Genomic DNA, 21,094 nt, shown 5'->3' on the forward strand with positions numbered 1-21,094 from the left:
CATTTTATTCAACTCCTTTTATATCGTTTATATACCATTGTATTGATTCTTTCAAACCTTGTTCTAAAGTATGAGTAGGTTCATAGCCTAGCAATTCTTTTGCACTATCTATGTTCGCATTTGAGTGTCTTATATCCCCCGCTCGAAAATCTCTATAGATGGCATCTTTGATTTTTAAGTCTGGTAGTTTAGCTTCAAGTTCATTTCTTATCGCATGAAAAAGATTATTTAAAGCTTCTCTTCCACCTGCTGCTGTGTTATAAGCTTTTGCAAAGCTTAGTGGATTTGTAGTAGTTCCTGCCAATATATTTGCTTGAATAACATTGTCGATATAGGTAAAATCTCTACTTGTTTCACCATCACCATTTATATAAACATCTTCACCATTTAGCATTTGTGATATCCACTTTGGCATCACTGCAGCATAAGCTCCATTTGGATCTTGTCTTTTGCCAAATACATTGAAGTATCTGAGCCCGATAGATTCAAACCCATAACATTTATAAAATACCCCCATATAAAGTTCATTGACATATTTTGTAACAGCATAAGGCGAGAGGAGATTACCTGTTCTGCTTTCAACTTTTGGAAGTTCAGCTGAGTCACCATATACAGATGAACTTGAAGCATAAACAAATCTTTTTACACCATTGTCTTTAGAAGCTGTAAGCATATTTAAAAATCCACTTACATTTGAAGCATTTGAATTTATAGGATTATCGATAGACCTTGGAACTGATCCAAGTGCTGCTTGATGAAGAACTATATCTACATTTTTAGTGATTTCTATGCAAGTTTTATAGTCTGTTATATCACCTTCTGTAAAAGCAAAATTTGCCCATTGACCTTGAGAAACAGAGTTTTTGATATGATCTAAATTATGTTTATGTCCTGTAGCAAAATTGTCAAGCCCTACTACTTTTTGATTAAGTTTTAGTAATTGTTCTGCTAGATTTGAGCCAATAAACCCTGCAACTCCTGTAATAACCCAAGTTTTTTGATTGGTTAAAAGTTCTTGTTTTACTTTATCATATTTCATTTAAATCCTTTTTCTTCATCTCATCCACCTTTCATGCCACATCATAAATGTCAAAATAAGCCAAATCTTATTTGCACTAAAACTACTATTTTCAAGCCACTCTTTTTTAAGTCTCTCAACCTCTTTTACATTTAACACACCAGTTTTAGCAACTTTTTCACTATCCAGATACTCTAAAACATATTTTTTTAGCTCATCCCCAAACCATTCATTAAGAGGTATGCTAAATCCCATCTTTGGTCTATCCATGATCTCCTTTGGGATATAGTCATGAACGATTGACTTTAAAATATATTTTTTGTTTCCATCATTGATTTTAAAATCACTTGGAAGTTGACTTACAAATTCTATGATTCTATGGTCTAAAAACGGTTCTCTTCCTTCCAGGCTCACACTCATGGTCGCTCTGTCTACTTTGGTCAAGATATCATCTAACTGATAAGTTTTATAGTCTATTGCCATCATTTTATCGATAGCATCATTATGAGAGTTTAAAAGTATCTTATCATCAAAAGATGTTTTGATAGCAGTACTCTTGCCGAGCAAGCTATCAGCCTCTGATGGATTAAAGTAGTAAGTTGTACCACTCATCATCTCTATCTCATCTTTTGCTTTTAGTAGAGTTTTTAGTTTTTCATATCTATTTTTGAAGTTGTATGTTTTGTTTAGCCCTACTAAGTATTTTGGATCGACTAGCCCCATAATATCCCCAAAAAAAGATGGCATTTTTGAAAACATTTTTCGATATTTAAGAGTTTGTGTATATTTATCGTACCCTCCAAATATCTCATCTCCACCATCAGCACTTAGACTGACTGTAACATCTTTTCGAGCCAAGCGACTCACAAGTGTAGTAGGTATATTTGAGCTATCTCCAAATGGTTCATCCCAAATCTCGCTCATAAGTGGAAGTAGTTCTTGAGCATCTTTTTGTGTACAGTAGTATTCTGTATGTTCAGTTCCTAAATGTTTTGCTATATCTTTAGCATAGTGCGCTTCATTATATTTTTCTTCATGAAAACCTATACTAAAAGTTTTGAGTTTTTCAGTTCTATCTTTTTGAAGTATCGCTGTTACTGCACTACTATCATATCCTCCACTTAGAAACATTCCCACGGGTACATCCGATACCATTCTATATTCACAAGCTGATTTTAACAACTTTTGTGTTTCTGATTTTGCTTCTTCAAAACTAATATCAAGTTTTGGTTTATTATAACTATCTATCACATCCCAGTATTTGTGAATCTTAAATGTATGGGTTTGAAGGTCAAGTTCTGCGTAGTGACCTGCTGGAAGTTTATGCGTGTGTCTAAATATAGTATAAGGTTCTAAAATATAGCTGTATTGAAAAAAGAGTGCTAAAGCATCTCTATTTATCTCTTTTTCAAATTTTGGATGTTCGTGAAAACTTTTAAGTTCACTAGAAAATAGAAAAAGTCCATCTTTAAAATAGTAGTTTAGTGGTTTTACTCCTGCTCTATCTCTAAGAAATATTAATTTTTGTACCTCTTTATCATAAATCACTATCGCAAACATCCCTATAAACTTATCAACGGCTTTTATACCCCAATGATGATAAGCTTTTAAGATTACCTCAGTATCACTATGAGACTCAAAAATATATCCAAAGTTTTCAAGTTCTTTAGCTATCTCTGCAAAATTATAAACTTCACCATTGAAGATGATTTCTAAATGCTGATGAATCATAGGCTGATGTCCATGAGCGGAAAGGTCTAATATAGAAAGTCTTCTATGTCCCAAACCTATATGTGAAAATTCATTTTCATAAAAACTATAACCACTATCATCTGGTCCTCTATGATGAAGTACATCTGTCATTTTTACTAAAGTTTGTTTATCTGTTTTTTTTGTGAAATCACAAAATCCTGCTATTCCACACATCTAGGAACCTATTATGTTTAAAATAGAATTGAATTTTTTAGCAACTATGAAAGGAATAAATTTTTCTTTTACAATTTCTATTGATTTAGATTTCATTTTTATAATTTCATCTTTGGGTAAATTCGAAATTTTAACTAATGCCTCAACCAATGAATCGATATCTTGTGGTTCAAAAAATAATCCGTTACCATCTACTAAGTCAATTAAACCACCTGTTTTTGAAAAGATTACAGCATTTCCAGTGGCTAAGCCTTCCAAGGCGAACATTGACAAACCTTCATAGCGACTTGGTAATACAACTATGTCAGATTGCTTTAAAAAATTAATAGTTTGCAAATGCGGAAGTTCATCGATGAAAGTTATATTATGAAATTCTTTTGCCAATGACAAGATTTTTGATTTTTCATTACCCTTGCCTACAACGGTAATTTCAAATCTATTTACGACTTTATCATCCAGTAGCTTTAAGGCATGTATGAAATCTAAAAAACCTTTTTGATTAAATCCTAATCTATCCATTCTTCCCAAAATAAAAAGTTTTAATTTATCTCCAACATTTAAATCAATAATTTCATTATCATTTTTTATCGTATTTGGAATAATAAAAAAATTCTTATTACCAATTTCAATAACATTTTCATCAAAGTAGTATTTTTTTGCAAAGTCAATATGAAAACTATTCGTCGATGCAATATTAATAACTTTTTTTGATAGAAAGTTAGAAATAACAAATTTTCGTATCTTATAACTTATAGACTTATCAAATATCGTATATTCAGTTTCATTAGTAGAATGAATTCTTATAATAGTTTTATCATAAATATCAGAATCTAATGAATTAATAAATAAAGACTGATCAAAAGTTTCAACAAAGAGTAAATTATAATTTTCTAACTTAAATTTTTTAGAAACTTCCCTAGCGAAAAGATACTCATTTAGAAAATATCTAATTTTTCGTATATTAATCTTCGGCTTTAATCTTACAATTTTCAATCCATCTCTTTCGAGTTCTTTATTTTCTCCTAGTTCATAAGGAGTAACAACTGTTATCTGAATTTCTGACGAATAATCTAAAATAGCATTAATTAAATTTTGAAAAGCATTTGAATATCCAGAATTTTGTGGATAAAAAACATGGCAATAAAACATTACTTTTTTCATTATTTCACTTCCTTTTCAAATACTTCTAAAGCTCTCTCAACCATATCATCCATATCATAATATTTATATTCAGCAAGTCTTCCAAGTAAAATTAGATTATCAAACTCTTGTAAATATTCTAAATATTTATTATATTTTTCTTGATTTTCATTTGTAAAGATTGGATAGTATGGTGTATTTTGCCCTATTATATACTCTTGTGGATACTCTTTTAAAATAGTAGTTTTAGGTGAATTTGTCGGGTGAATATGTTTAAACTCTGTGATTCTTGTAAAATCGTAATCATTTGGGTAATTTACTGTTGCTTTTTCTTGATAAAAATCTTTTTCAACTGTTTCAAACTTCATATCTACACTTCTATATGGCAACTCTCCAAATTTATACTCAAACAACTCATCTATTTGTCCAGTGTAGATAACTTTTCCATCAAATTTTGAACCAAAAAGGTAAAAATCTTTTTCTTTTAATTCACATATCTCTTTAAAATCTGTATTGAGCATTATTTTAATGTTTGGATGGTCAAGCATCTTATTGATCATATTGGTGTAACCATGTTTTGGAAGCATTTGATAGCTATCGTTAAAATATCTATTATCACGACCTATAAAAACTGGAACTCTTGCAGTTACCGCTCCATCCATATCTTCAGGTTTCATGCCCCACTGTTTTGCAGTGTAGTTTACAAATATTTTGTCATAGATAAAATCTGCTAAAAATTGTAAATCCTTATCTATTGACTTCTTAAGCTCTAAAATTGGCACTTTAGAGTTATAGTCATATGCTTGCAACAACTTCTCTTCTAAAGCTTTTGCTTTTGAAGTAGGAAATACTTCATATAAAGTATTAAAATTAAAAGGGATAGATACTTTTTTTCCATCGATATAAGCTAATACTTCATGATTATAGATATCCCATGCAGTAAAGTTTGATAGATACTCTATAACTTCTTTATTGTTTGTGTGAAAAAGATGTGGTCCATATTTGTGAATCAAAATATTATTCTCATCTTTAAAATCGAAACAGTTTCCACCTATGTGATTTCGTTTTTCTATTATTAATACTTTTTTATTTAGTTGTGTAGCTATTCGTTCAGCCATTACAACACCTGCAAGACCTGAACCTACTATTATGTAATCAATCATTATTTATTTTCTCCTATTAATTTTAATCCGTTTCTTTGTAAATATATAAACATAGCTATCGTGATAAAACTCTCTACTATAAGCACTGATATAGCTGAACCAATATGTTGATATAAAGGCACTAATACAAATGAAAGTATGAGATTGATGATACTTCCAGCTATAAGTATCTGACTAAATGGTTTTTTTCTTCCAAAATTTAGCATAGTTTGAATACCAAAAACATTACTAAGTCCTATCATAAATGGCATCAGAGCCAATATTTGCACAACGATAATGGAGTTTTGGTATTCTGTTCCAAGTAGTAAATTTACTAAAAACTCTGCAAAAATAAAAATAAACAGAGATACAAAACTTGTAAAAATTGCTATATAAAAAGCAACTTTTCTGATAAATTTCAAACCATCTTCTTTTGAGTGGTGAACTTTCTTTGATACATAAGGATAAATAGTTTGCGAAACTGGACCCATCAATCCTTTGAAAGCTTGTATGATTTTATCTGCTGCTGCAAAATATCCAACTATTGTATTGTTTGTAAAAAGTCCTAATATAAAAGTTGTTGAGATAGTGTAAAGACTGATTGCCAACTTTGAGATAAAAATATGATGTGCCTCGTTTAAATAGTACTTTAAAGTGGTTATTTTTTGAAAAGCAAACTTTATATCAAAATTTGTTTTGATGAAATAAAGAGCATACAATCCACCCAAAATAGTACCTAATGCACTAAGAACTGGAACCATATAAAAATCACTTTTTTCTTGTACAAATATAAATATAGCTATGGTAAAAAGTAATCTAGAACCTATATTTATATAAGTGATATATTTCATCCTCTCCATGCCCTGAAAAAACCAAATAGGGAAAAGAAATTGTCCTATTACCGCACCAAAAGATAGAAAATATATTAAAGCATCTTGAGAGAATTTTTCAAAACTAAAAACTAAAATAGTAAGTAACAAAAACGATACAAACATAAGCATAAACTTGATAATCATAACAGATGAAAATATCTCTATTACTTTTTCTTTGTTATCTCTATGTATGCTTATTTCTCTTGTGGCAGTTAAATCAAATCCATAATCAGTTATAAGTCCAAAATAAGCAACTGTAGCTCCTGCAAACGCCAAAAGACCGAAATATTCCACTCCCAAAACTCGCACTAAATACGGAAGTGTGATAAGTGGGAGAATGTAGTTTGCACCTTGCAGAACTGAAAGAGAAAAAAAGTTTGACATGAGTCTTTTTTTGTCTTCTGTGTTGGTTAGGAATTTGATTTTATTTATCACAATTGTACCCATTTGGATTATTACTTTGCCATCTCCAACTATCTTCACACATTTGCTCTAGTGTTTTTGTAGCTTCCCAACCAAGAACTTCTTTGGCATAAGATGGATTTGCATAACATTTTGCGATATCCCCAGCTCTTCTATCTACTAATCTGTATAGTACTTCTTTACCACTTGCTTTTTCAAAAGCTTTAACTACATCCAATACTGAATAGCCGACTCCAGTACCAATGTTGACTATAAGAGGATTAATTTTTGGAAGTGAGACTTTAGTCTCGCCTATTGCCGAAGCTAAAGCATCGGTTCCAAGATACTCTATCGCTTTTACATGGGCAATAGAGAGGTCAACCACATGGATATAGTCTCTCACTCCTGTACCATCATGTGTATCATAATCACTTCCAAATACAGAGAGATATTCTCTTTTTCCAACTGCTACTTGAGAGATAAATGGCATAAGGTTGTTAGGTATTCCATTTGGATCTTCACCTATTGTTCCACTTTCATGAGCACCTACAGGATTGAAGTATCTCAAAATTGCTATCTTAAAAGAGTTGTCAGATATATATAAATCTTCTAAAATTCTTTCAATCATATATTTGCTAGTGCCATAGGGATTTGTAGTGCCACCAACAGGATTTGATTCAGTAAGTGGTGTATAGTTTTTAGCATCTACTTCTGAGTAAACTGTAGCACTTGAAGAAAATACTATTTTTTTACAAGCAAACTCTTTCATCACTTCAAGCAGTCTTAGAGTTCCTACTACATTATTATCGTAGTATTCAAGTGGTTGTTCAACTGATTGTCCAACCGCCTTAAGTCCTGCAAAGTGAATAACTGAATCTATAGTGTAATTTGAAAATACCTCTTTTAGTTTTTCACTATCTCTTATATCACCATTGATAAATGTGATAGATTTACCTATGATTTTTTCAACTCTTTTAAGTGATTCTTGTGATGAGTTTGAAAGATTGTCATATACTATGAAGTCATAGTTAAATTGTGAGAGTTCTACTAATGTATGACTTCCAATATATCCTGCTCCTCCAGTAATAAGTATGCTCATGAGTTATATTTCTCCAAATACCATTCAATAGTTTTCACTATCCCGCTATCAAAATTCTCATCTGCTTTCCAGCCTAACTCTTGTTCTAGTTTTGTTGCATCGATAGCATATCTTCTATCGTGTCCCGCACGATCAGCTACAAAAGTAATTAACTCTTTATACGGTTTATTATGGAAGGAACTTAATTGCGTTTCTCCTCGTGACATTAAGTCACGACTGCGATACTCTTCTAAAATTTCACATATTCTATCTACAATCTGAAGATTTGTTCTTTCGTTTCTTCCTCCAATATTATATGTCTCTCCAGTTTTTCCATTATGGTAAACAAGATCAATACCTTTACAATGATCAAGTACATACAACCAATCTCTTATATTTTTCCCATCACCATAAATTGGAATTGGATTTCCTAAAAGAGCATTTCTTATAATTGTTGGAATTAATTTTTCATCATGTTGTTTTGGACCATAATTATTTGAGCAGTTTGTAATAACTGTATTTAGACCATATGTTTCATTATATGCTCTTATTATCATATCACTTGAAGCTTTTGAAGCTGAGTATGGAGAGTTTGGAGCATAAGGTGTTTTTTCAGTGAACAGATCATTTGGATCAAGAGTAAGTGTTCCATATACTTCATCTGTTGAAATATGATGAAATCTACACTCTTGATATTCATCTTTATAAGTAAATGGTTTCTCCATCCAATATTTATAAGCAACATCAATCAAAGTAAATGTTCCATTTACATTTGTTTGCACAAATACACCTGGATTTTTAATAGAGTTATCTACATGAGATTCAGCTGCAAAGTGAATAACACCTTGAATATCATATTCACTAAATATAAATTCAACTAATTCTCTATTACAGATATCACCTTTTATAAATTTATAACAAGAATTTGTTTCACACTCTTTTAGATTTTCTAAATCTCCTGCATATGTTAAAAGGTCTAAATTTACTAGGTTATAATTTGGATATTTTTCTAAAAAATATGGCACAAAGTTTGAACCTATAAATCCAGCACATCCAGTTACAAGTATTGTTTTATTTTTGTTATTGAACATTTTATTTTCCTAATTTTTTTATAGTTGGATTATTTATTAAAGATTTCATCTGAGATATTGCCATACTATTTAGCACTAGCAATCTATCAGCTTGTTGCATACCTTGCTTTATAAGTTCTGCATTTACACTTTCCATATTTGAAAGCACGATAAGCTGTTCTACACTTGCATAATCTCTTATATTTCCATCTTGCTTTGGATTATTTTCTCGCCACTCTTTTGCTGTTTGTCCAAATAGTGCAATATTTAATACATCAGCTTCAGTTGCATATACAAATCCATCTTTTGGTTTTGAAAGTATATTTGGTACAAGATGCTCTTTTATAGCATCTGTGTGGATTTTATAATTTATTTTAGAAAGGCTTCTGCTCAAGTTCCATTCTAATGATTTATTTTCTATCTCTTCATTTTTGAGTCTTTGAAACTCTTTAATTAAAAATAGTTTAAATTCAGCACTAATCCAACTAGCAAACTCAAACGCTATATCTTTATGAGCAAAAGTTCCACCATATCTTCCTGATTTACTAATAATTCCTATTGCATTCGTTGTTTCAATCCATTTCACAGGTGACATTGTAAAACTATTAAGACCTGCTGAATTTTTAAACCCGTCGAATTCGACCCCTTTAAAATCTGGATTATTTATTTGTTCCCAAAGCCCTAAAAACTCTATTGTATTTTTATTTCTTAACCAATTTTTTACCACATCTTTTGGTTCATCAGAATTTTTTGCTCTTGCAATATCTGTAAGAGATATAAAATCCTCTTTTTCATGCTGACGAATAGAGATTAAAGTTTCTTGAACAATGAGCTTGTTATTCATCTTCTTTCACCTAATCTCTTTAAACAATCATCTAATCCATCTTTCCAGTATGGTATTTCTAAATTGAATTTTGATTTTATCTTACTTTTATTTAAAAGTGAGAAATGAGGTCGTTTTGCAGGTGTTGGGTATTGATATGTCTCTATTGGGTTTATTTTACAATTTAGTTTTGCCATTTTCATTATCTCTTTTGCAAAATCATACCAAGATAGAACTCCTTCATTTGAGTAATTATAGATTTCTACTTTTGAGTTTTCTATTTGTGGAATAATATTTAGAATAGTCTTTGCAAGATGCTTAGCATAAGTTGGAGTTCCAACTTGATCAAATATTACACCTAATTCTTCTTTTTCTTTTCCTAATCGAAGCATTGTTTTTACAAAGTTATTTCCATAGTATGAATAAACCCATGAAGTTCTAATAATTATAGAGTTTAATGGATTTACCTTAATCATTTCAAGTTCACCATCAAGTTTTGATTTACCGTAAACTCCTTGTGGATTTGTTTTATACTCTTCAACATATGGTTTAAAGTTTTTACCATCAAATACATAATCTGTTGAGATATGAATTAATTTTATATTTAGCTCTTTTGCAATGATTGAAAGTTTTTTAACTGCTTTTCTATTTACTAAATCTGCATTTAATTCATCACTTTCAGCTTTATCAACAGCTGTATATGCTGCACAATTAATAATTACATTTATATCATTTGTTTGGCAAAAGTTTCTTATATCATCTTTATTTGTGATATCAATATTTGATCTATTCGTAAAGAAAAAATTATAAGGGTAATTTGAAGCAAGTTCTTTTATTTCAGATCCAACTTGTCCATTTGAACCTGTTACTAAGATATTATAAGTATTAGAGTTTGAATTAGGCATAGTAATTTACTCCAAACTCAAATATCTCTTTATCATCTTTTATATCAAAAAGTTTTGGTTGAGTTTTATCTTTTGCTGATAGGTTTAATTCATCATGATTTAAAATCCAATTTATATTTAGATTTTTATCATCAAATGCTATTCCTCTATCACATTCAGGACTATAGTAGTTATCTACTTTATATGCAAAGATTGTATCATCTTGTAAAACTACAAATCCATGAGCAAACCCTCTTGGAACCAATAGTTGTTTTTTATTCTCTGCACTTAGTTCAACTGCTACATATTTTCCAAAAGTTGGAGAATTTTTTCTTATATCAACTGCAACATCTAAAACTCTTCCTTGAATAACTCGTACTAGTTTTGTTTGTGAGTATGGAGATAATTGATAATGAAGTCCTCGCAAAACTCCTTTAGAAGATTTTGATTCATTATCTTGACAGAAGTTTATTTTATAACCCAAGAACTCTTCAAGTTTATCAGCTCTAAAAGTTTCAACAAAGTAACCCCTACTATCACCATGAACTTTTGGCTCAATAATTACTACATCAGGAATAGCTGTTCTTGTAAACTGCATATTATTTCATCCTTCTTGGTTGATTTGCTCTAGAAATTAAATATTGACCATATTGGTTCTTTTTTAAAGGTTCTGCTAGTTCAAGAAGTTTTTCTTTTGAGATATATCCCATTTCATAAGCTATTTCTTCTAAACATGCAACTTTTAGGCTTTGTCTATTTTCAATAGTTTGAATAAAGCTACTAGCTTCAAGTAAAGATTCATGAGTTCCAGTATCAAGCCAAGCATACCCTCTTCCCATTAGTTCAACTTTTAATCTATTTTCATTAAGGTAATCTTGATTTAGTGTTGTAATTTCTAATTCACCTCTATCACTTGGTTTTACATCTTTAGCTTTTTTTACAACATCATTAGGGTAAAAGTACAATCCAACAACAGCATAGTTTGATTTTGGAATTTTTGGTTTCTCTTCAATAGAGATTACATCTCCACTTTCATTAAATTCAGCAACTCCATACCTTTCTGGATCTGAAACGTAATATCCAAACACAGTTGCTTTATTTTCATCTTTAGCATTTTTTATACTTTTAGCTAATAGTTCAGTTAAACCATGACCATAGAATATATTATCACCAAGAACTAAACAAGCATCATCACCAGCTAAAAACTCTTCACCTAAGATAAATGCTTGAGCTAAACCATCAGGGCTTGGTTGAACTACATATTCAAAACTCATACCAAGTTCACTTCCATCACCTAAAAGGTTAATAAAGCTTGGTTGATCTTGAGGAGTTGTAATAATTAGTACTTCTTTAATACCAGCAAGCATTAAAACAGACAAAGGATAATAAATCATAGGTTTATCATAGATTGGAACTAGTTGTTTACTAACACCTTTTGTAATTGGGTATAGTCTTGTTCCGCTTCCACCTGCTAGGATTATGCCTTTCATTTATTTCTCCTTTTTTATTTCAATGTAAATTTTTATTAGATTTAATTTCAATTGCTTTATCAAGAGTCAACATATAATTAGATTTTATTTTAAGTTAAGCAACTCTAGAAAGGCTTCTACAATTACTAGCATAGTTTAACAATTAATCTTCTTTTTTAAATTAATACTTAAAATCTTGTGATGTTAACTTCTGATCAATAGTTGACTTCAATTTTCTTAAAATTAAATCTTTTGAAATATTATTTTCTCTTGTGTTGAAAATTCATATGCACAATTATATAAAATAAACACTTAATAGTTGTTAATAAATTAATATAAAATTTACAATAAATTAATATCGTAACAAATTAAAAAATTTATCTAATGCAGAGATAGGGAATGACTTCCCAAAAATGTACACATTTTTATTCTCTGCTCTATGAGATTCACTTGCTAAAACTTTTTTTCAAAAAGATTTTAGGTTTTTTCTGTAGAAAAAATTTTGTTTAAATAGATTATTTTATTTTTGTAAATAAATAGTTAAGATTCTTTTTCAAATGAATCTAATACATCTTTAATTGGAAACAAATCTTTGTTTAGAAGTGGATAATATTTAAAAAATAGATCAATCAGATCCTTCTCTAAATCTTGTGTTTGTTTATTAACTTCTGCTTCAAGTGCAATATGTTCTAAAAGGTACAATAACCTTTTATTCTTTAGAGTTGTAATTTGTATACCATATTTTTGACATTCTGCTCTTAAATTAAGTTTTATATCCATTAAGCTTGTATCAAATCCAAAGCAATGAGTTTTTTTCTTCTCTTTAAATATATCATCATAAATTCCCAAATCTTTACATTTCTTTTTTATAGGTGTAATTGAACCTCTTGATTTCCATTTAGATATAGTGGGTTGTGTTACATCCAGTTTGTCTGCTAACTGGGATAATGTATCTAAGTCATAGTAATCCAGTAAGTTTTGTAAAATTATTTCAATATCAATCATTATCTTCCTATCTTGTTGGTTATAAATAAGGTATAATTAAGAATTATGTTGTCATAATTCTGGTAATTATTATATAAATTATTAACTATTATATAACAAGTTCCTTTACAATTTAATGTTAAAAAATGTTTACTAGAAAAAATAATATTTTAGGATATAAATAAACATGGAAAAATTGAAAGAATTTATGAAAAATGAAATTCCATCTAAAATAAATAAGCAAGAAGCGCTTGCTATATATAAAGATGAAATAGTTGAATTAAGAAAAAAAGGTTATGCATATGTACAAATAGCTAAATATTTAAACTCAAATTATAGGCTTAAAACATGCAGAACATCAGTTGCAACATTCCTAAAAGGAGAAATATTCAAATGAATGCAAATATAGATGAAGAGATTGATAAATTTCTAGAAGAAATTAATAAAATGGGATTTAAAGATAAAATGAATTTAAATTCGAGTGAAACTGCAAGAATAATTGGTGTTAGTCCAAGTAGTATTGAAAATTGGAGAAAATGTGGCCTAGGTATAACTTACATTGAAGTAGTTGGTCGAATTGTATATCCTAAAAGATATATAGCTGAATTTTTGGCGCTTAGACAAGTCAAAATAATGTAACTAAGAAGTATATATGGAAAAAATACCTCCTAATTTCCTTTTTCCTACAAATTTTCGTAATGGTAAAAATGTCAAAAGATTGATAAAGGATTTTAACATTCAAGGCTATGGTATTGCAGTTTATTTACTTGAAACTTTAGCAGAAACAGATGGGCATAAGTATCCAATAAATGATATTGATTTGTTATCTGATGAAATGAAAGTTAGTGTTCCTATAATAAATACTGTAATCTCTTCTTATGGTTTATTTGAAATAATTGAAGAAGCAAATGGTAATCAATTTATTTCTATTCAGTTAAACAAATGGCTTGAACCATATTATACTAAGGTTGATAAGCTTAGTAGAGCAGGCAAAATAAGTGCATTAAAGAAAAAACAAAAACAGGAAGAGCAGCTTTTGGTATTGAGTCAAATAGACTCAAGTAAACATATGTTGAACTCATGTACAACAATAAATAAATTAATAAATAAAAGAAATAAAGAAATAAGTAATAATGCCTCTGAAAAAAATGATGCTGAAAAATTTGAGAAACTTAACACATTTTTATTAGCAAAACAAATTTCAAAAGATAAGCAGAAACAAAAATATGAAGATCTAGCACAAGCAAGTAAGGAAAATCAAATTATTTGCCTTTCAGGTCAAAACTAGTTTTTGGAGTAAAAGTTAAAATCTATTTTTCTTTTATTGGCAAAATTAAAGATTAGGAGTTCAAATAGTGAGGATAAAAATATTTCCTAATAATCTTGAGATTCTAAAAAAGATAAATCAAGAGAACAAAATTCCAATTACAGCTTTAGTTAATTCATGTATCTATGAACAATTAAATGAAAAATCTAATTTGTTAAAGGAGTTTAAATCAAAATTAGCAAAAGAACAAACTGAAGTAAAAATTAGAATTTATGAGAATGAAAAAGAATTTCTCTTAGAATCTTCAAAATTTACAGGAACAAATAGTTTAAACCAAGAAATTAGATTTAGATTATTAAACACTATTTACAAAAAAAGATTTTTATCACCAAACGAGATGCAATCTTTTTATAATTTAAAATATCAGATTAAAATGATTGGTGTTAACTTAAACCAAATTTCTAAAAAATTAAACTCAAATCAACAAATTAAAGTTGATTTCCTTATGGAATCAATTTCAAAACTTGATGAAAAATTGGATGAAAATCTAGTTGAAATAAAAAAAGTTTTAGATTATACAAATAGTAGAACTACAGCTTAAAGCTTTAAATCTACTTCTTTTAAAGGCTTATGATGTCAAAGAAAGTTAAGTTTGATGAGGATGAACTAAGAGCAAGAAGAGTATTTTCGAAAATTGAACAAAATTCAAAATCATCTTTTGTTTATAGAAAAAAAGGGAATAGCAAACAACTACAAAAAAATACTCCTAGAGGAAAAGAAGTTGTTATTAGAATTACAGGGAACTCTAAAACATTTGAAAAATGGTCAGATCACTTCAAATACAATACTAGAAATAATGAATTAGAAATTTATGATCAAGATTCAAATATGTATGAAGGTAAAGATGAGCAAAATAGTTTTAAAGATTATTACAATTTTGATTTAGCAATACCTAGAAAAAACGAAAACAAAAAAGAGATCAGAGAAGTTTTACACTTTGTTTTTTCAATGAAAGAGCATGAAGCAACACCAAAAGAAAAACTTCTCAAAGCTGCTTTGCAAACAATTACTGAAAAATATCCAAATAATCAAGCATATTTTGTTTATCACTCAGATACTGATAATCCTCATATTCATTGCGATTTAAAAATCAAAAGTATTGATGGATTAAGAATAGATGTAAAAAAAACTGATTTAGAAAATATGAGAGAAATATTTGCAAAGCACTTAAATGATTTAGGAATTGAGGCATATGCAACTAGAAAATGGGAAAGAAATCTATCTCAGGAAAAGATACTAAATCCTCAAAAGTTAAAAGAAGTAAAATCTAGTATGAAAAATAATCACTTTGAAGTGATTGATTTTGGTAAAGCAAATTACAAATTTGCAGAAAATGGAAAAGCTTCCTATTTTGTAAGCTATCTAAGTAGTAAAGATCATGTAACGACTATTTGGAGTAAAGAACTCGAAAAACTTGTAAAGAGTAGTGATTTAAAGAAAGGTGAGTTCGCTAAATTTAAAATAATCTCTAAAGAACCATTCGAAACTGTTATTAAAAAAGTTGATAAAGTGACTAAAAAAAGAATGGTGTATACAAGAACTTCCTATAAAAATATATGGGATATTTCTATTATCGGCAGAGCTGAAAAAGATTTAGATGAAACTTTAAAAACAGAAAATAGAAAAAATTTCTATAGTTATCAAGAAAAATATTTAAGTGATTTGGATATTAAAAACTTTGAATATATGAAAATAAAAAGAGAGAAAGATAATCAAATATTTTCTTCTGAATTAAATTCAAAATTTAAAAAGGAGAATAAATTTAATCACTTAACTTTCGCACGTTAAGTTGATTAAAATTGTAGCTAAATCTCCCTAAAATATTACTGCTATAGGTAATAATATTATCCTTGTTGACATAAAAATAATTTAGTTGTTTTTCTATGATATTTTTCTATTTTGAACTCTCAATAAAGCCCTTAAATAGGAACTTTTAGATATAATATCTATTATATTAAAGGGTAAGAATGCAGATAGAATCTAAGATAATAAGCATCATAAACGACAAACTAAAGAATCCAATTTATGAAACATTGCGACTATTAAATATGAAAACGATTTTAACAAAGAGCAATTTTTCTAAAAAAGAGGGAGTTGCTGTTCATATGGTTGTATTACACTTTGTATATATGCTAGTTATGAATAAAAAAATATCAACTTTTATGGATCAGAGTAATGATAGCTTTAAAAAAGATGTCTATTACAGACTACTTGCTAATGCTCACTACAACTGGAGAAAACTATTATCACTTAGTTCTTTAAAGATTTTATCACTGCTTCATAAAGTACAAGATGCAAAGCTAGTAAGAGTTCTTATACTTGATGATACTGTTGAAGATAAAGTTGGTAAAAATATAGAGGGAAGTTGTGACAACCTTTGGAGCAATAAAGCAAAGAGAAAAATCAGAGGTGTAAATGTTGTATCACTAAACTATAGTGATGGTTATTCAAATTTTATGTTGGACTTTGCAATTGCTATGAATAATTATGCAAGGGTAAAGATAGAAGAGTTTACAAATATTATTGATCATCGAACCAATGCACATAAGCGAAGATTGGAAAGCTTAAAAGGGAAATCACAAATTGCTATAGAGATGATTAAAAGAGCAGTAGCTAGTGGTATATATGCAGATTATCTGCTTGTGGATAGTTGGTATTCTAAACCTGTGTTTATAGAAACAATGAATGAGCTAGGATTGCAAGTTATTTCAAGAATGGTAAACAATGATAGAATCTGGAACTTCACAGGGGAGAAAAAAACTCTTGATGGTATCTATAACAAGTTTAAAAAGCTTAAAACTATTAAGATGGGTCAATATGGCAAAAAGATAAAGTTTGAATACTTCGGGGTCATAGTTGAACATAAAAAAGCAGGAAAATTAAAAATTGTTTTTATAAAAACCAAAGAGAATCTCATCCCTATTGTATCTACAAACTTAGACTTGAGTGATGAAGAAATTATCGATATTTACAAACGACGATGGGATATAGAACAAGGGTATAAAGAACTTCGTGAACACTTTGGGTTTGGTAAAGAAGAAAATCGAATTTATGAAGCACTTATTGCTCGCATAACACTCTCATTTTTTACATACAATGTTGTTAGCTATATAAATCGTATCAGTAATGAACCAAAAACTATTGGTGGATTGTTTAAAGATCTAGAATGTGAACTTCACACCTTGGCAATTGCTATGCAAGCATTTTTAGCTATTTTAGATGAGATTGCAAAAATTGAAGAAGTTGTCAATAGAAATGAGGATTTTACAGCAATAATCGATCTATTAAGAGATGTGACTGGAAAACTACTTGGTTTTAGGTGCGAAAGTTAAGTTAATAAGTTTATATTTTGGTATAAAATCAGCAATGAAGCAAAATAGCTTCTTTGATAGATTTACAAATCAGCTTTCACTTTTAAGCTTTTCAATGCCATCTTTTTATCTAGCACTTGTATTGGTTTTAATTTTTTCTATAAAATTTGAACTTTTCCCAATAGCGGGACTTCACAGTGTAGCAAAAGATGGAAGCTTGACTTACTATTTAGATTTTGCTTGGCATTTAACACTTCCTATATTTATTATAGTTTTTGGTGGAATTGGAAGCTTGATTTTATATATAAGAGCATTAACAATTGAAATTTTAAAAAGTGATTACATATTTTTTGCAAGAGCAAGAGGATTAAACAATAAAATTATTCTAAGACACTATATATTACCAAATTTATACCCTCCAATTATTACTCTTTTAGGACTAAGCCTTCCTGGAATTATTGGAGGAAGTGTAATTTTAGAGACAATTTTTTCAATAGATGGAATGGGTCTTTTATTTTACCAGAGTGCTTTAAGTCATGATTATCCCGTGATTATGGGAATACTTATTATTGGTTCCTTTCTTACACTTTTAGGAAATATATTAGCTGATTTAGTATTATTAAAATTAAATCCAAACTACAGTGAAAAATAAAATCAACAAAAATAAAAGGAAAATATTTTGCAAGTTATTAAAACAGTTGAAGAATTAAAAACTATTAGAAAAAAGTTAAATGGAACTATTGGTTTTGTTCCAACAATGGGTGCTTTACATGATGGGCATATATCTTTAATAAAAGAAGCTAGAGCAAATAATGACTTTGTAATAGTATCTATTTTTGTAAATCCTACACAGTTCTTAAAAGGTGAAGATTTAAGTACATATCCAAGAAAAGAAGAAGCAGATATAAAAATTTGCCAAATGTGTAAAGTTGATTTTCTTTTTATGCCAGATATAAATACTATGTATGAAGAAGATGAAGTTTTAATAAAAGCCCCTCAAAATAGTTATGTTTTAGAAGGTCTTACACGACCTGGTCACTTTGATGGAGTTTTACAAGTTGTTTTAAAACTGTTTAATCTTACAAGACCTACAAATGCATATTTTGGAAAAAAAGATGCTCAACAATTAGCTCTTATACAGCAGATGGTAAAAAATTTATTTATAGATATAAATATTGTACCTTGTGATATAGTAAGAGAAATTAGTGGTTTAGCGCTGAGTTCAAGAAATGTATATTTAAGTACTGAACAAAAACAAGAAGCTCTTAAAATATCTAAATCTATTTATATGGCTGGAAATTTAATCGCTAAAGGCGAAAGAAATTCGAAAGTAGTAAAAGAAAAAATTTATGAAATTTTAGAAAATCTTGACGTTGAATATGTAAAAATTGTAAATAAAAAATTTGATGAAATAAATACTATTGAGCCTTCAAATACAATAATTTTAGTAGTTGTAAGATTTGGAAAAGTAAGGCTTCTTGATAATATTTGGATGTAATTAACTCAACTTTCGCAGATAAAACCTAACTGTTTTTTAGTGTAAACCCTGAGCATTAGGATAATCTGTTCCAAATCTTTATTTCTCTTGACAATTTCTTGGGCTTGAACTAGTTGTTCTAATATTTTTATAAATAGTTCCATCGAAATTGCAAGGGTTTCAAGCTGACACTCTAAATTTCTGAAAAGTTCTCCTAATGTTTGTGGTTCATTATTGATACGATTGATATAGCTTGTAAGGTTATAAGCAAGGAAAGATAGAGTAATCCTAGCAATGAGTGCTTCGTAAATTCTATTTTCTTCTTTACCAAATTGGAAATACTCTCGCAAATCTTTATATCCTTGTTCTATGTTCCATCTTTTTTTATAGGTATTAATAATTTCAATATCTGATAAATTTATATTTGTTGAAACAATTGGAATAAGATTATCTTTTGTTTTTATAAAAACTATTTTAATTCTACCAAGTGTTTTATGTGTAGTTGTAGTTGATACATAGCTGTATTTTATAGAATTGTAGTTACCTAGTTTAGAAGATTTATGACTTTTTACTCGAGTGTACAGTCTTTCAAGCGTATTATATTTTCCTGTAAATTGCCAAATTCTATTTGATTTTGATAATCTTGCAATTACATCAAGACCTTTTTCTTTTATTTCATAAATAAAATTTGGTTTGGCATACCAACTATCAACAAGTAAATAATCTGCATATATTCCAGATTTTAATACTCTATTTACCATTTGAAGAGCTAAATTATTTTTACTATTATTACCTTCAACTCTTCGTTTATAAGCATTACTTTTATGATGAAAATAGTTTTCATTAACATTTACAATTTGATTTTTGTTGTAGTTAATAGAAAAATCTAACATCATATCAGTATGGGAATCACTATAATTTAGTGATACAATATTCAAACCTTTTACAGTTCTATGTTCCTTATTATTCCAAAGATTTCTACAGCTTCCTTCTATAAATTTTCCTCTTTTAATTTCAACTGTGTCATCAATAATTAATACTCTAGTATCAGTAGCCTTTTGAAGTATATGAAGTTTTGAGATTAATTTTACAGAACTTAATAGTAATAGTTTTCTCCAATTATATTTACTGTTTTTCAAAAGTCTATAATATACATCCTTTTTATAGCTATCAGAGCTTTGTTTCATAAATGTAGAGATTCTTTTATTAATGATAAACATATATAAAAAATGTAAAATTATTAAGTATGGTGATTTTCCAATATCTCTTTTTATAAAATTACTCTGTTTTAAAATTGAACTAAAATTTATATCTCTTAAAACAGATAATACTGGATTTTTTAATACGTTGTTCATAGCAGTTTGGATAAAATTATCAAGTCTCATAAAAAAGCCCTTTATATAGTTGATTGTCGTGATGAAATTATATCAAAAAGTGCCTATTTATGGGCTTTATTGTATCTTTTACATATAAGAAATTAATGATTTTTTATGTGCGAAAGTTGAGTTAATCACTTAAAGAAAAAAAATGAGATTTCAAAATAACTAAGGATTTAACAGTTAATTTCTAGTAAACATTTTTTAACATTCAATTGACTCCGACTGCAAGGAAGTGATAGGAGTATAAAATAAAATTCACCTGCCAAAAGCAAAAGTGCAAACAGCAATTTGAAAGAACTTTAGTAAAGGATTAATCCTTTATAGAGGTGTAGGAATTGCATTTTTTTATTGTTAATTTTAATAATATAAAAACCAATTTAGTTTTAATTTGAATTAGTTCTAACTGTAGGGCTAATCAAAATTAAATGAAAGGAGGTAAAAAATATATATAAATTCGTTGTTGATTTAAAAAATATTAAAAAGGAGAATTATGAGATTCAAAAAAAATAATATCAAAAATTTAATGCTAATAGCAGCATTTATTTTCATTCCAGATATTCTTTTAGGAGCTGGAATAAGTGTAAGTAGAGCTGAAACTTTGATGGAAAATATTAGAGATGCATTATTTGCTCTTGCAGCTATTTCTGTAACTGTTGTTATTGCTTATGTTGCATATCAAGTAATGGTTCAAGGTCAAGCTATCCAAAAGATGACGCCTGTAATAGTTGGTGGATTATTAATTGCAACAGCAAGTGCAATTGGTGGAATGTTTACTGGAATAAGTTGAAAATA

Annotated in this window: 21 protein-coding genes and 1 pseudogene; 9 read left to right on the forward strand and 13 right to left on the reverse strand. The window is 28.6% G+C overall.

Going from position 1 to position 21,094, the window contains the following annotated elements:
* Positions 1-4: 4 nt before the first annotated feature.
* The 12 genes from ACBT_RS10820 to ACBT_RS10875 form a co-directional block, all read right to left on the reverse strand.
* Positions 5-1,039, reverse strand: a complete 1,035-nt coding sequence (locus ACBT_RS10820; RefSeq protein ID WP_024774466.1) for an SDR family oxidoreductase — start codon at positions 1,037-1,039, stop codon at positions 5-7.
* Positions 1,040-1,054: 15 nt separating this feature from the next.
* Positions 1,055-2,944: an asparagine synthase (glutamine-hydrolyzing) gene (asnB, locus tag ACBT_RS10825; RefSeq protein WP_024774467.1), complete on the reverse strand. Its 1,890-nt coding sequence runs from the start codon at positions 2,942-2,944 to the stop codon at positions 1,055-1,057.
* The gene (locus ACBT_RS10830; RefSeq protein WP_024774468.1) at positions 2,945-4,105 is read right to left on the reverse strand and encodes a glycosyltransferase family 4 protein; all 1,161 of its coding nucleotides are present in this window, start codon (positions 4,103-4,105) and stop codon (positions 2,945-2,947) included.
* Positions 4,105-5,247 carry a UDP-galactopyranose mutase gene (gene glf, locus ACBT_RS10835; RefSeq protein WP_024774469.1) on the reverse strand — a complete coding sequence of 381 codons (1,143 nt, stop codon included), beginning with the start codon at positions 5,245-5,247 and terminating at the stop codon, positions 4,105-4,107. Before glf ends, ACBT_RS10830 begins: the two co-directional genes overlap by 1 nt.
* Positions 5,247-6,545 (reverse strand): flippase, encoded by a 1,299-nt coding sequence (locus tag ACBT_RS10840; RefSeq protein WP_034218414.1) that lies wholly within the window; start codon positions 6,543-6,545, stop codon positions 5,247-5,249. Before ACBT_RS10840 ends, glf begins: the two co-directional genes overlap by 1 nt.
* Entirely contained in the window at positions 6,523-7,599 is a 1,077-nt protein-coding gene (gene galE, locus ACBT_RS10845) for a UDP-glucose 4-epimerase GalE (protein ID WP_024774471.1), read from the reverse strand. Before galE ends, ACBT_RS10840 begins: the two co-directional genes overlap by 23 nt.
* Positions 7,596-8,669, reverse strand: coding sequence for a dTDP-glucose 4,6-dehydratase (gene rfbB, locus ACBT_RS10850; RefSeq protein WP_024774472.1), 1,074 nt, complete (start codon positions 8,667-8,669; stop codon positions 7,596-7,598). Before rfbB ends, galE begins: the two co-directional genes overlap by 4 nt.
* A 1-nt stretch (position 8,670) precedes the next feature.
* Positions 8,671-9,492: a KilA-N domain-containing protein gene (locus ACBT_RS10855; protein WP_024774473.1), complete on the reverse strand. Its 822-nt coding sequence runs from the start codon at positions 9,490-9,492 to the stop codon at positions 8,671-8,673.
* Positions 9,489-10,376 carry a dTDP-4-dehydrorhamnose reductase gene (gene rfbD / locus ACBT_RS10860; RefSeq protein ID WP_024774474.1) on the reverse strand — a complete coding sequence of 296 codons (888 nt, stop codon included), beginning with the start codon at positions 10,374-10,376 and terminating at the stop codon, positions 9,489-9,491. The genes ACBT_RS10855 and rfbD overlap by 4 nt, the downstream gene beginning before the upstream one ends.
* A complete protein-coding gene (gene rfbC, locus ACBT_RS10865) occupies positions 10,369-10,953 on the reverse strand; it encodes a dTDP-4-dehydrorhamnose 3,5-epimerase (RefSeq protein WP_024774475.1) in 585 nt (194 codons plus the stop codon). The genes rfbD and rfbC overlap by 8 nt, the downstream gene beginning before the upstream one ends.
* 1 nt (position 10,954) lies before the next feature.
* On the reverse strand, positions 10,955-11,845 hold the full coding sequence (gene rfbA / locus ACBT_RS10870; RefSeq protein WP_024774476.1) for a glucose-1-phosphate thymidylyltransferase RfbA: 891 nt from the start codon (positions 11,843-11,845) through the stop codon (positions 10,955-10,957).
* Positions 11,846-12,364: 519 nt separating this feature from the next.
* Positions 12,365-12,829: a hypothetical protein gene (locus ACBT_RS10875; RefSeq protein ID WP_024774477.1), complete on the reverse strand. Its 465-nt coding sequence runs from the start codon at positions 12,827-12,829 to the stop codon at positions 12,365-12,367.
* A gap of 166 nt (positions 12,830-12,995) precedes the next feature.
* On the opposite strand from ACBT_RS10875, the gene ACBT_RS10880 reads away from it, so the two are divergent.
* The 8 genes and pseudogenes from ACBT_RS10880 (at position 12,996) to panC (ending at position 18,944) form a co-directional block, all read left to right on the forward strand.
* Positions 12,996-13,205: a hypothetical protein gene (locus ACBT_RS10880; RefSeq protein ID WP_024774478.1), complete on the forward strand. Its 210-nt coding sequence runs from the start codon at positions 12,996-12,998 to the stop codon at positions 13,203-13,205.
* Entirely contained in the window at positions 13,202-13,447 is a 246-nt protein-coding gene (locus ACBT_RS10885) for a hypothetical protein (protein ID WP_024774479.1), read from the forward strand. The genes ACBT_RS10880 and ACBT_RS10885 overlap by 4 nt, the downstream gene beginning before the upstream one ends.
* A gap of 13 nt (positions 13,448-13,460) precedes the next feature.
* On the forward strand, positions 13,461-14,096 hold the full coding sequence (locus ACBT_RS10890; RefSeq protein ID WP_024774480.1) for a Lin1244/Lin1753 domain-containing protein: 636 nt from the start codon (positions 13,461-13,463) through the stop codon (positions 14,094-14,096).
* 67 nt (positions 14,097-14,163) lie between these two features.
* Positions 14,164-14,676, forward strand: coding sequence for a plasmid mobilization relaxosome protein MobC (gene mobC, locus ACBT_RS10895; RefSeq protein ID WP_024774481.1), 513 nt, complete (start codon positions 14,164-14,166; stop codon positions 14,674-14,676).
* A gap of 32 nt (positions 14,677-14,708) precedes the next feature.
* Complete coding sequence (gene mobP1, locus ACBT_RS10900; RefSeq protein ID WP_024774482.1) at positions 14,709-15,923, forward strand: MobP1 family relaxase; 1,215 nt, start codon at positions 14,709-14,711, stop codon at positions 15,921-15,923.
* Positions 15,924-16,102: 179 nt separating this feature from the next.
* Positions 16,103-17,467, forward strand: a complete 1,365-nt coding sequence (locus tag ACBT_RS10905; protein ID WP_024774758.1) for an IS4 family transposase — start codon at positions 16,103-16,105, stop codon at positions 17,465-17,467.
* 1 nt (position 17,468) lies between these two features.
* A pseudogene (locus ACBT_RS10910) lies at positions 17,469-18,098 on the forward strand (ABC transporter permease); the annotation flags it as partial.
* A gap of 27 nt (positions 18,099-18,125) precedes the next feature.
* Positions 18,126-18,944: a pantoate--beta-alanine ligase gene (panC, locus tag ACBT_RS10915; RefSeq protein WP_024776264.1), complete on the forward strand. Its 819-nt coding sequence runs from the start codon at positions 18,126-18,128 to the stop codon at positions 18,942-18,944.
* 5 nt (positions 18,945-18,949) lie between these two features.
* Here panC and ACBT_RS10920 read toward each other — a convergent pair whose 3' ends face one another.
* Positions 18,950-20,308 carry an IS4 family transposase gene (locus ACBT_RS10920; protein WP_024775179.1) on the reverse strand — a complete coding sequence of 453 codons (1,359 nt, stop codon included), beginning with the start codon at positions 20,306-20,308 and terminating at the stop codon, positions 18,950-18,952.
* Positions 20,309-20,792: 484 nt separating this feature from the next.
* Between ACBT_RS10920 and ACBT_RS10925 the strand changes: the two genes are divergently transcribed.
* Positions 20,793-21,089: a TrbC/VirB2 family protein gene (locus ACBT_RS10925; RefSeq protein ID WP_024774483.1), complete on the forward strand. Its 297-nt coding sequence runs from the start codon at positions 20,793-20,795 to the stop codon at positions 21,087-21,089.
* Positions 21,090-21,094 lie beyond the last annotated feature (5 nt).

Origin of the sequence: Aliarcobacter cibarius (genome assembly GCF_013372265.1) — a bacterium.
GTDB lineage: Bacteria > Campylobacterota > Campylobacteria > Campylobacterales > Arcobacteraceae > Aliarcobacter > Aliarcobacter cibarius.

Coding starts and splice junctions, on each gene's coding strand:
- ACBT_RS10820 (WP_024774466.1), bottom strand. CDS start 1,039: ATGAAATATGATAAAGTAAAACAAGAACTTTTAACCAATCAAAAAACT.
- asnB (WP_024774467.1), bottom strand. CDS start 2,944: ATGTGTGGAATAGCAGGATTTTGTGATTTCACAAAAAAAACAGATAAA.
- ACBT_RS10830 (WP_024774468.1), bottom strand. CDS start 4,105: ATGAAAAAAGTAATGTTTTATTGCCATGTTTTTTATCCACAAAATTCT.
- glf (WP_024774469.1), bottom strand. CDS start 5,247: ATGATTGATTACATAATAGTAGGTTCAGGTCTTGCAGGTGTTGTAATG.
- ACBT_RS10840 (WP_034218414.1), bottom strand. CDS start 6,545: ATGGGTACAATTGTGATAAATAAAATCAAATTCCTAACCAACACAGAA.
- galE (WP_024774471.1), bottom strand. CDS start 7,599: ATGAGCATACTTATTACTGGAGGAGCAGGATATATTGGAAGTCATACA.
- rfbB (WP_024774472.1), bottom strand. CDS start 8,669: ATGTTCAATAACAAAAATAAAACAATACTTGTAACTGGATGTGCTGGA.
- ACBT_RS10855 (WP_024774473.1), bottom strand. CDS start 9,492: ATGAATAACAAGCTCATTGTTCAAGAAACTTTAATCTCTATTCGTCAG.
- rfbD (WP_024774474.1), bottom strand. CDS start 10,376: ATGCCTAATTCAAACTCTAATACTTATAATATCTTAGTAACAGGTTCA.
- rfbC (WP_024774475.1), bottom strand. CDS start 10,953: ATGCAGTTTACAAGAACAGCTATTCCTGATGTAGTAATTATTGAGCCA.
- rfbA (WP_024774476.1), bottom strand. CDS start 11,845: ATGAAAGGCATAATCCTAGCAGGTGGAAGCGGAACAAGACTATACCCA.
- ACBT_RS10875 (WP_024774477.1), bottom strand. CDS start 12,829: ATGATTGATATTGAAATAATTTTACAAAACTTACTGGATTACTATGAC.
- ACBT_RS10880 (WP_024774478.1), top strand. CDS start 12,996: ATGGAAAAATTGAAAGAATTTATGAAAAATGAAATTCCATCTAAAATA.
- ACBT_RS10885 (WP_024774479.1), top strand. CDS start 13,202: ATGAATGCAAATATAGATGAAGAGATTGATAAATTTCTAGAAGAAATT.
- ACBT_RS10890 (WP_024774480.1), top strand. CDS start 13,461: ATGGAAAAAATACCTCCTAATTTCCTTTTTCCTACAAATTTTCGTAAT.
- mobP1 (WP_024774482.1), top strand. CDS start 14,709: ATGTCAAAGAAAGTTAAGTTTGATGAGGATGAACTAAGAGCAAGAAGA.
- ACBT_RS10905 (WP_024774758.1), top strand. CDS start 16,103: ATGCAGATAGAATCTAAGATAATAAGCATCATAAACGACAAACTAAAG.
- ACBT_RS10920 (WP_024775179.1), bottom strand. CDS start 20,308: ATGAGACTTGATAATTTTATCCAAACTGCTATGAACAACGTATTAAAA.
- ACBT_RS10925 (WP_024774483.1), top strand. CDS start 20,793: ATGAGATTCAAAAAAAATAATATCAAAAATTTAATGCTAATAGCAGCA.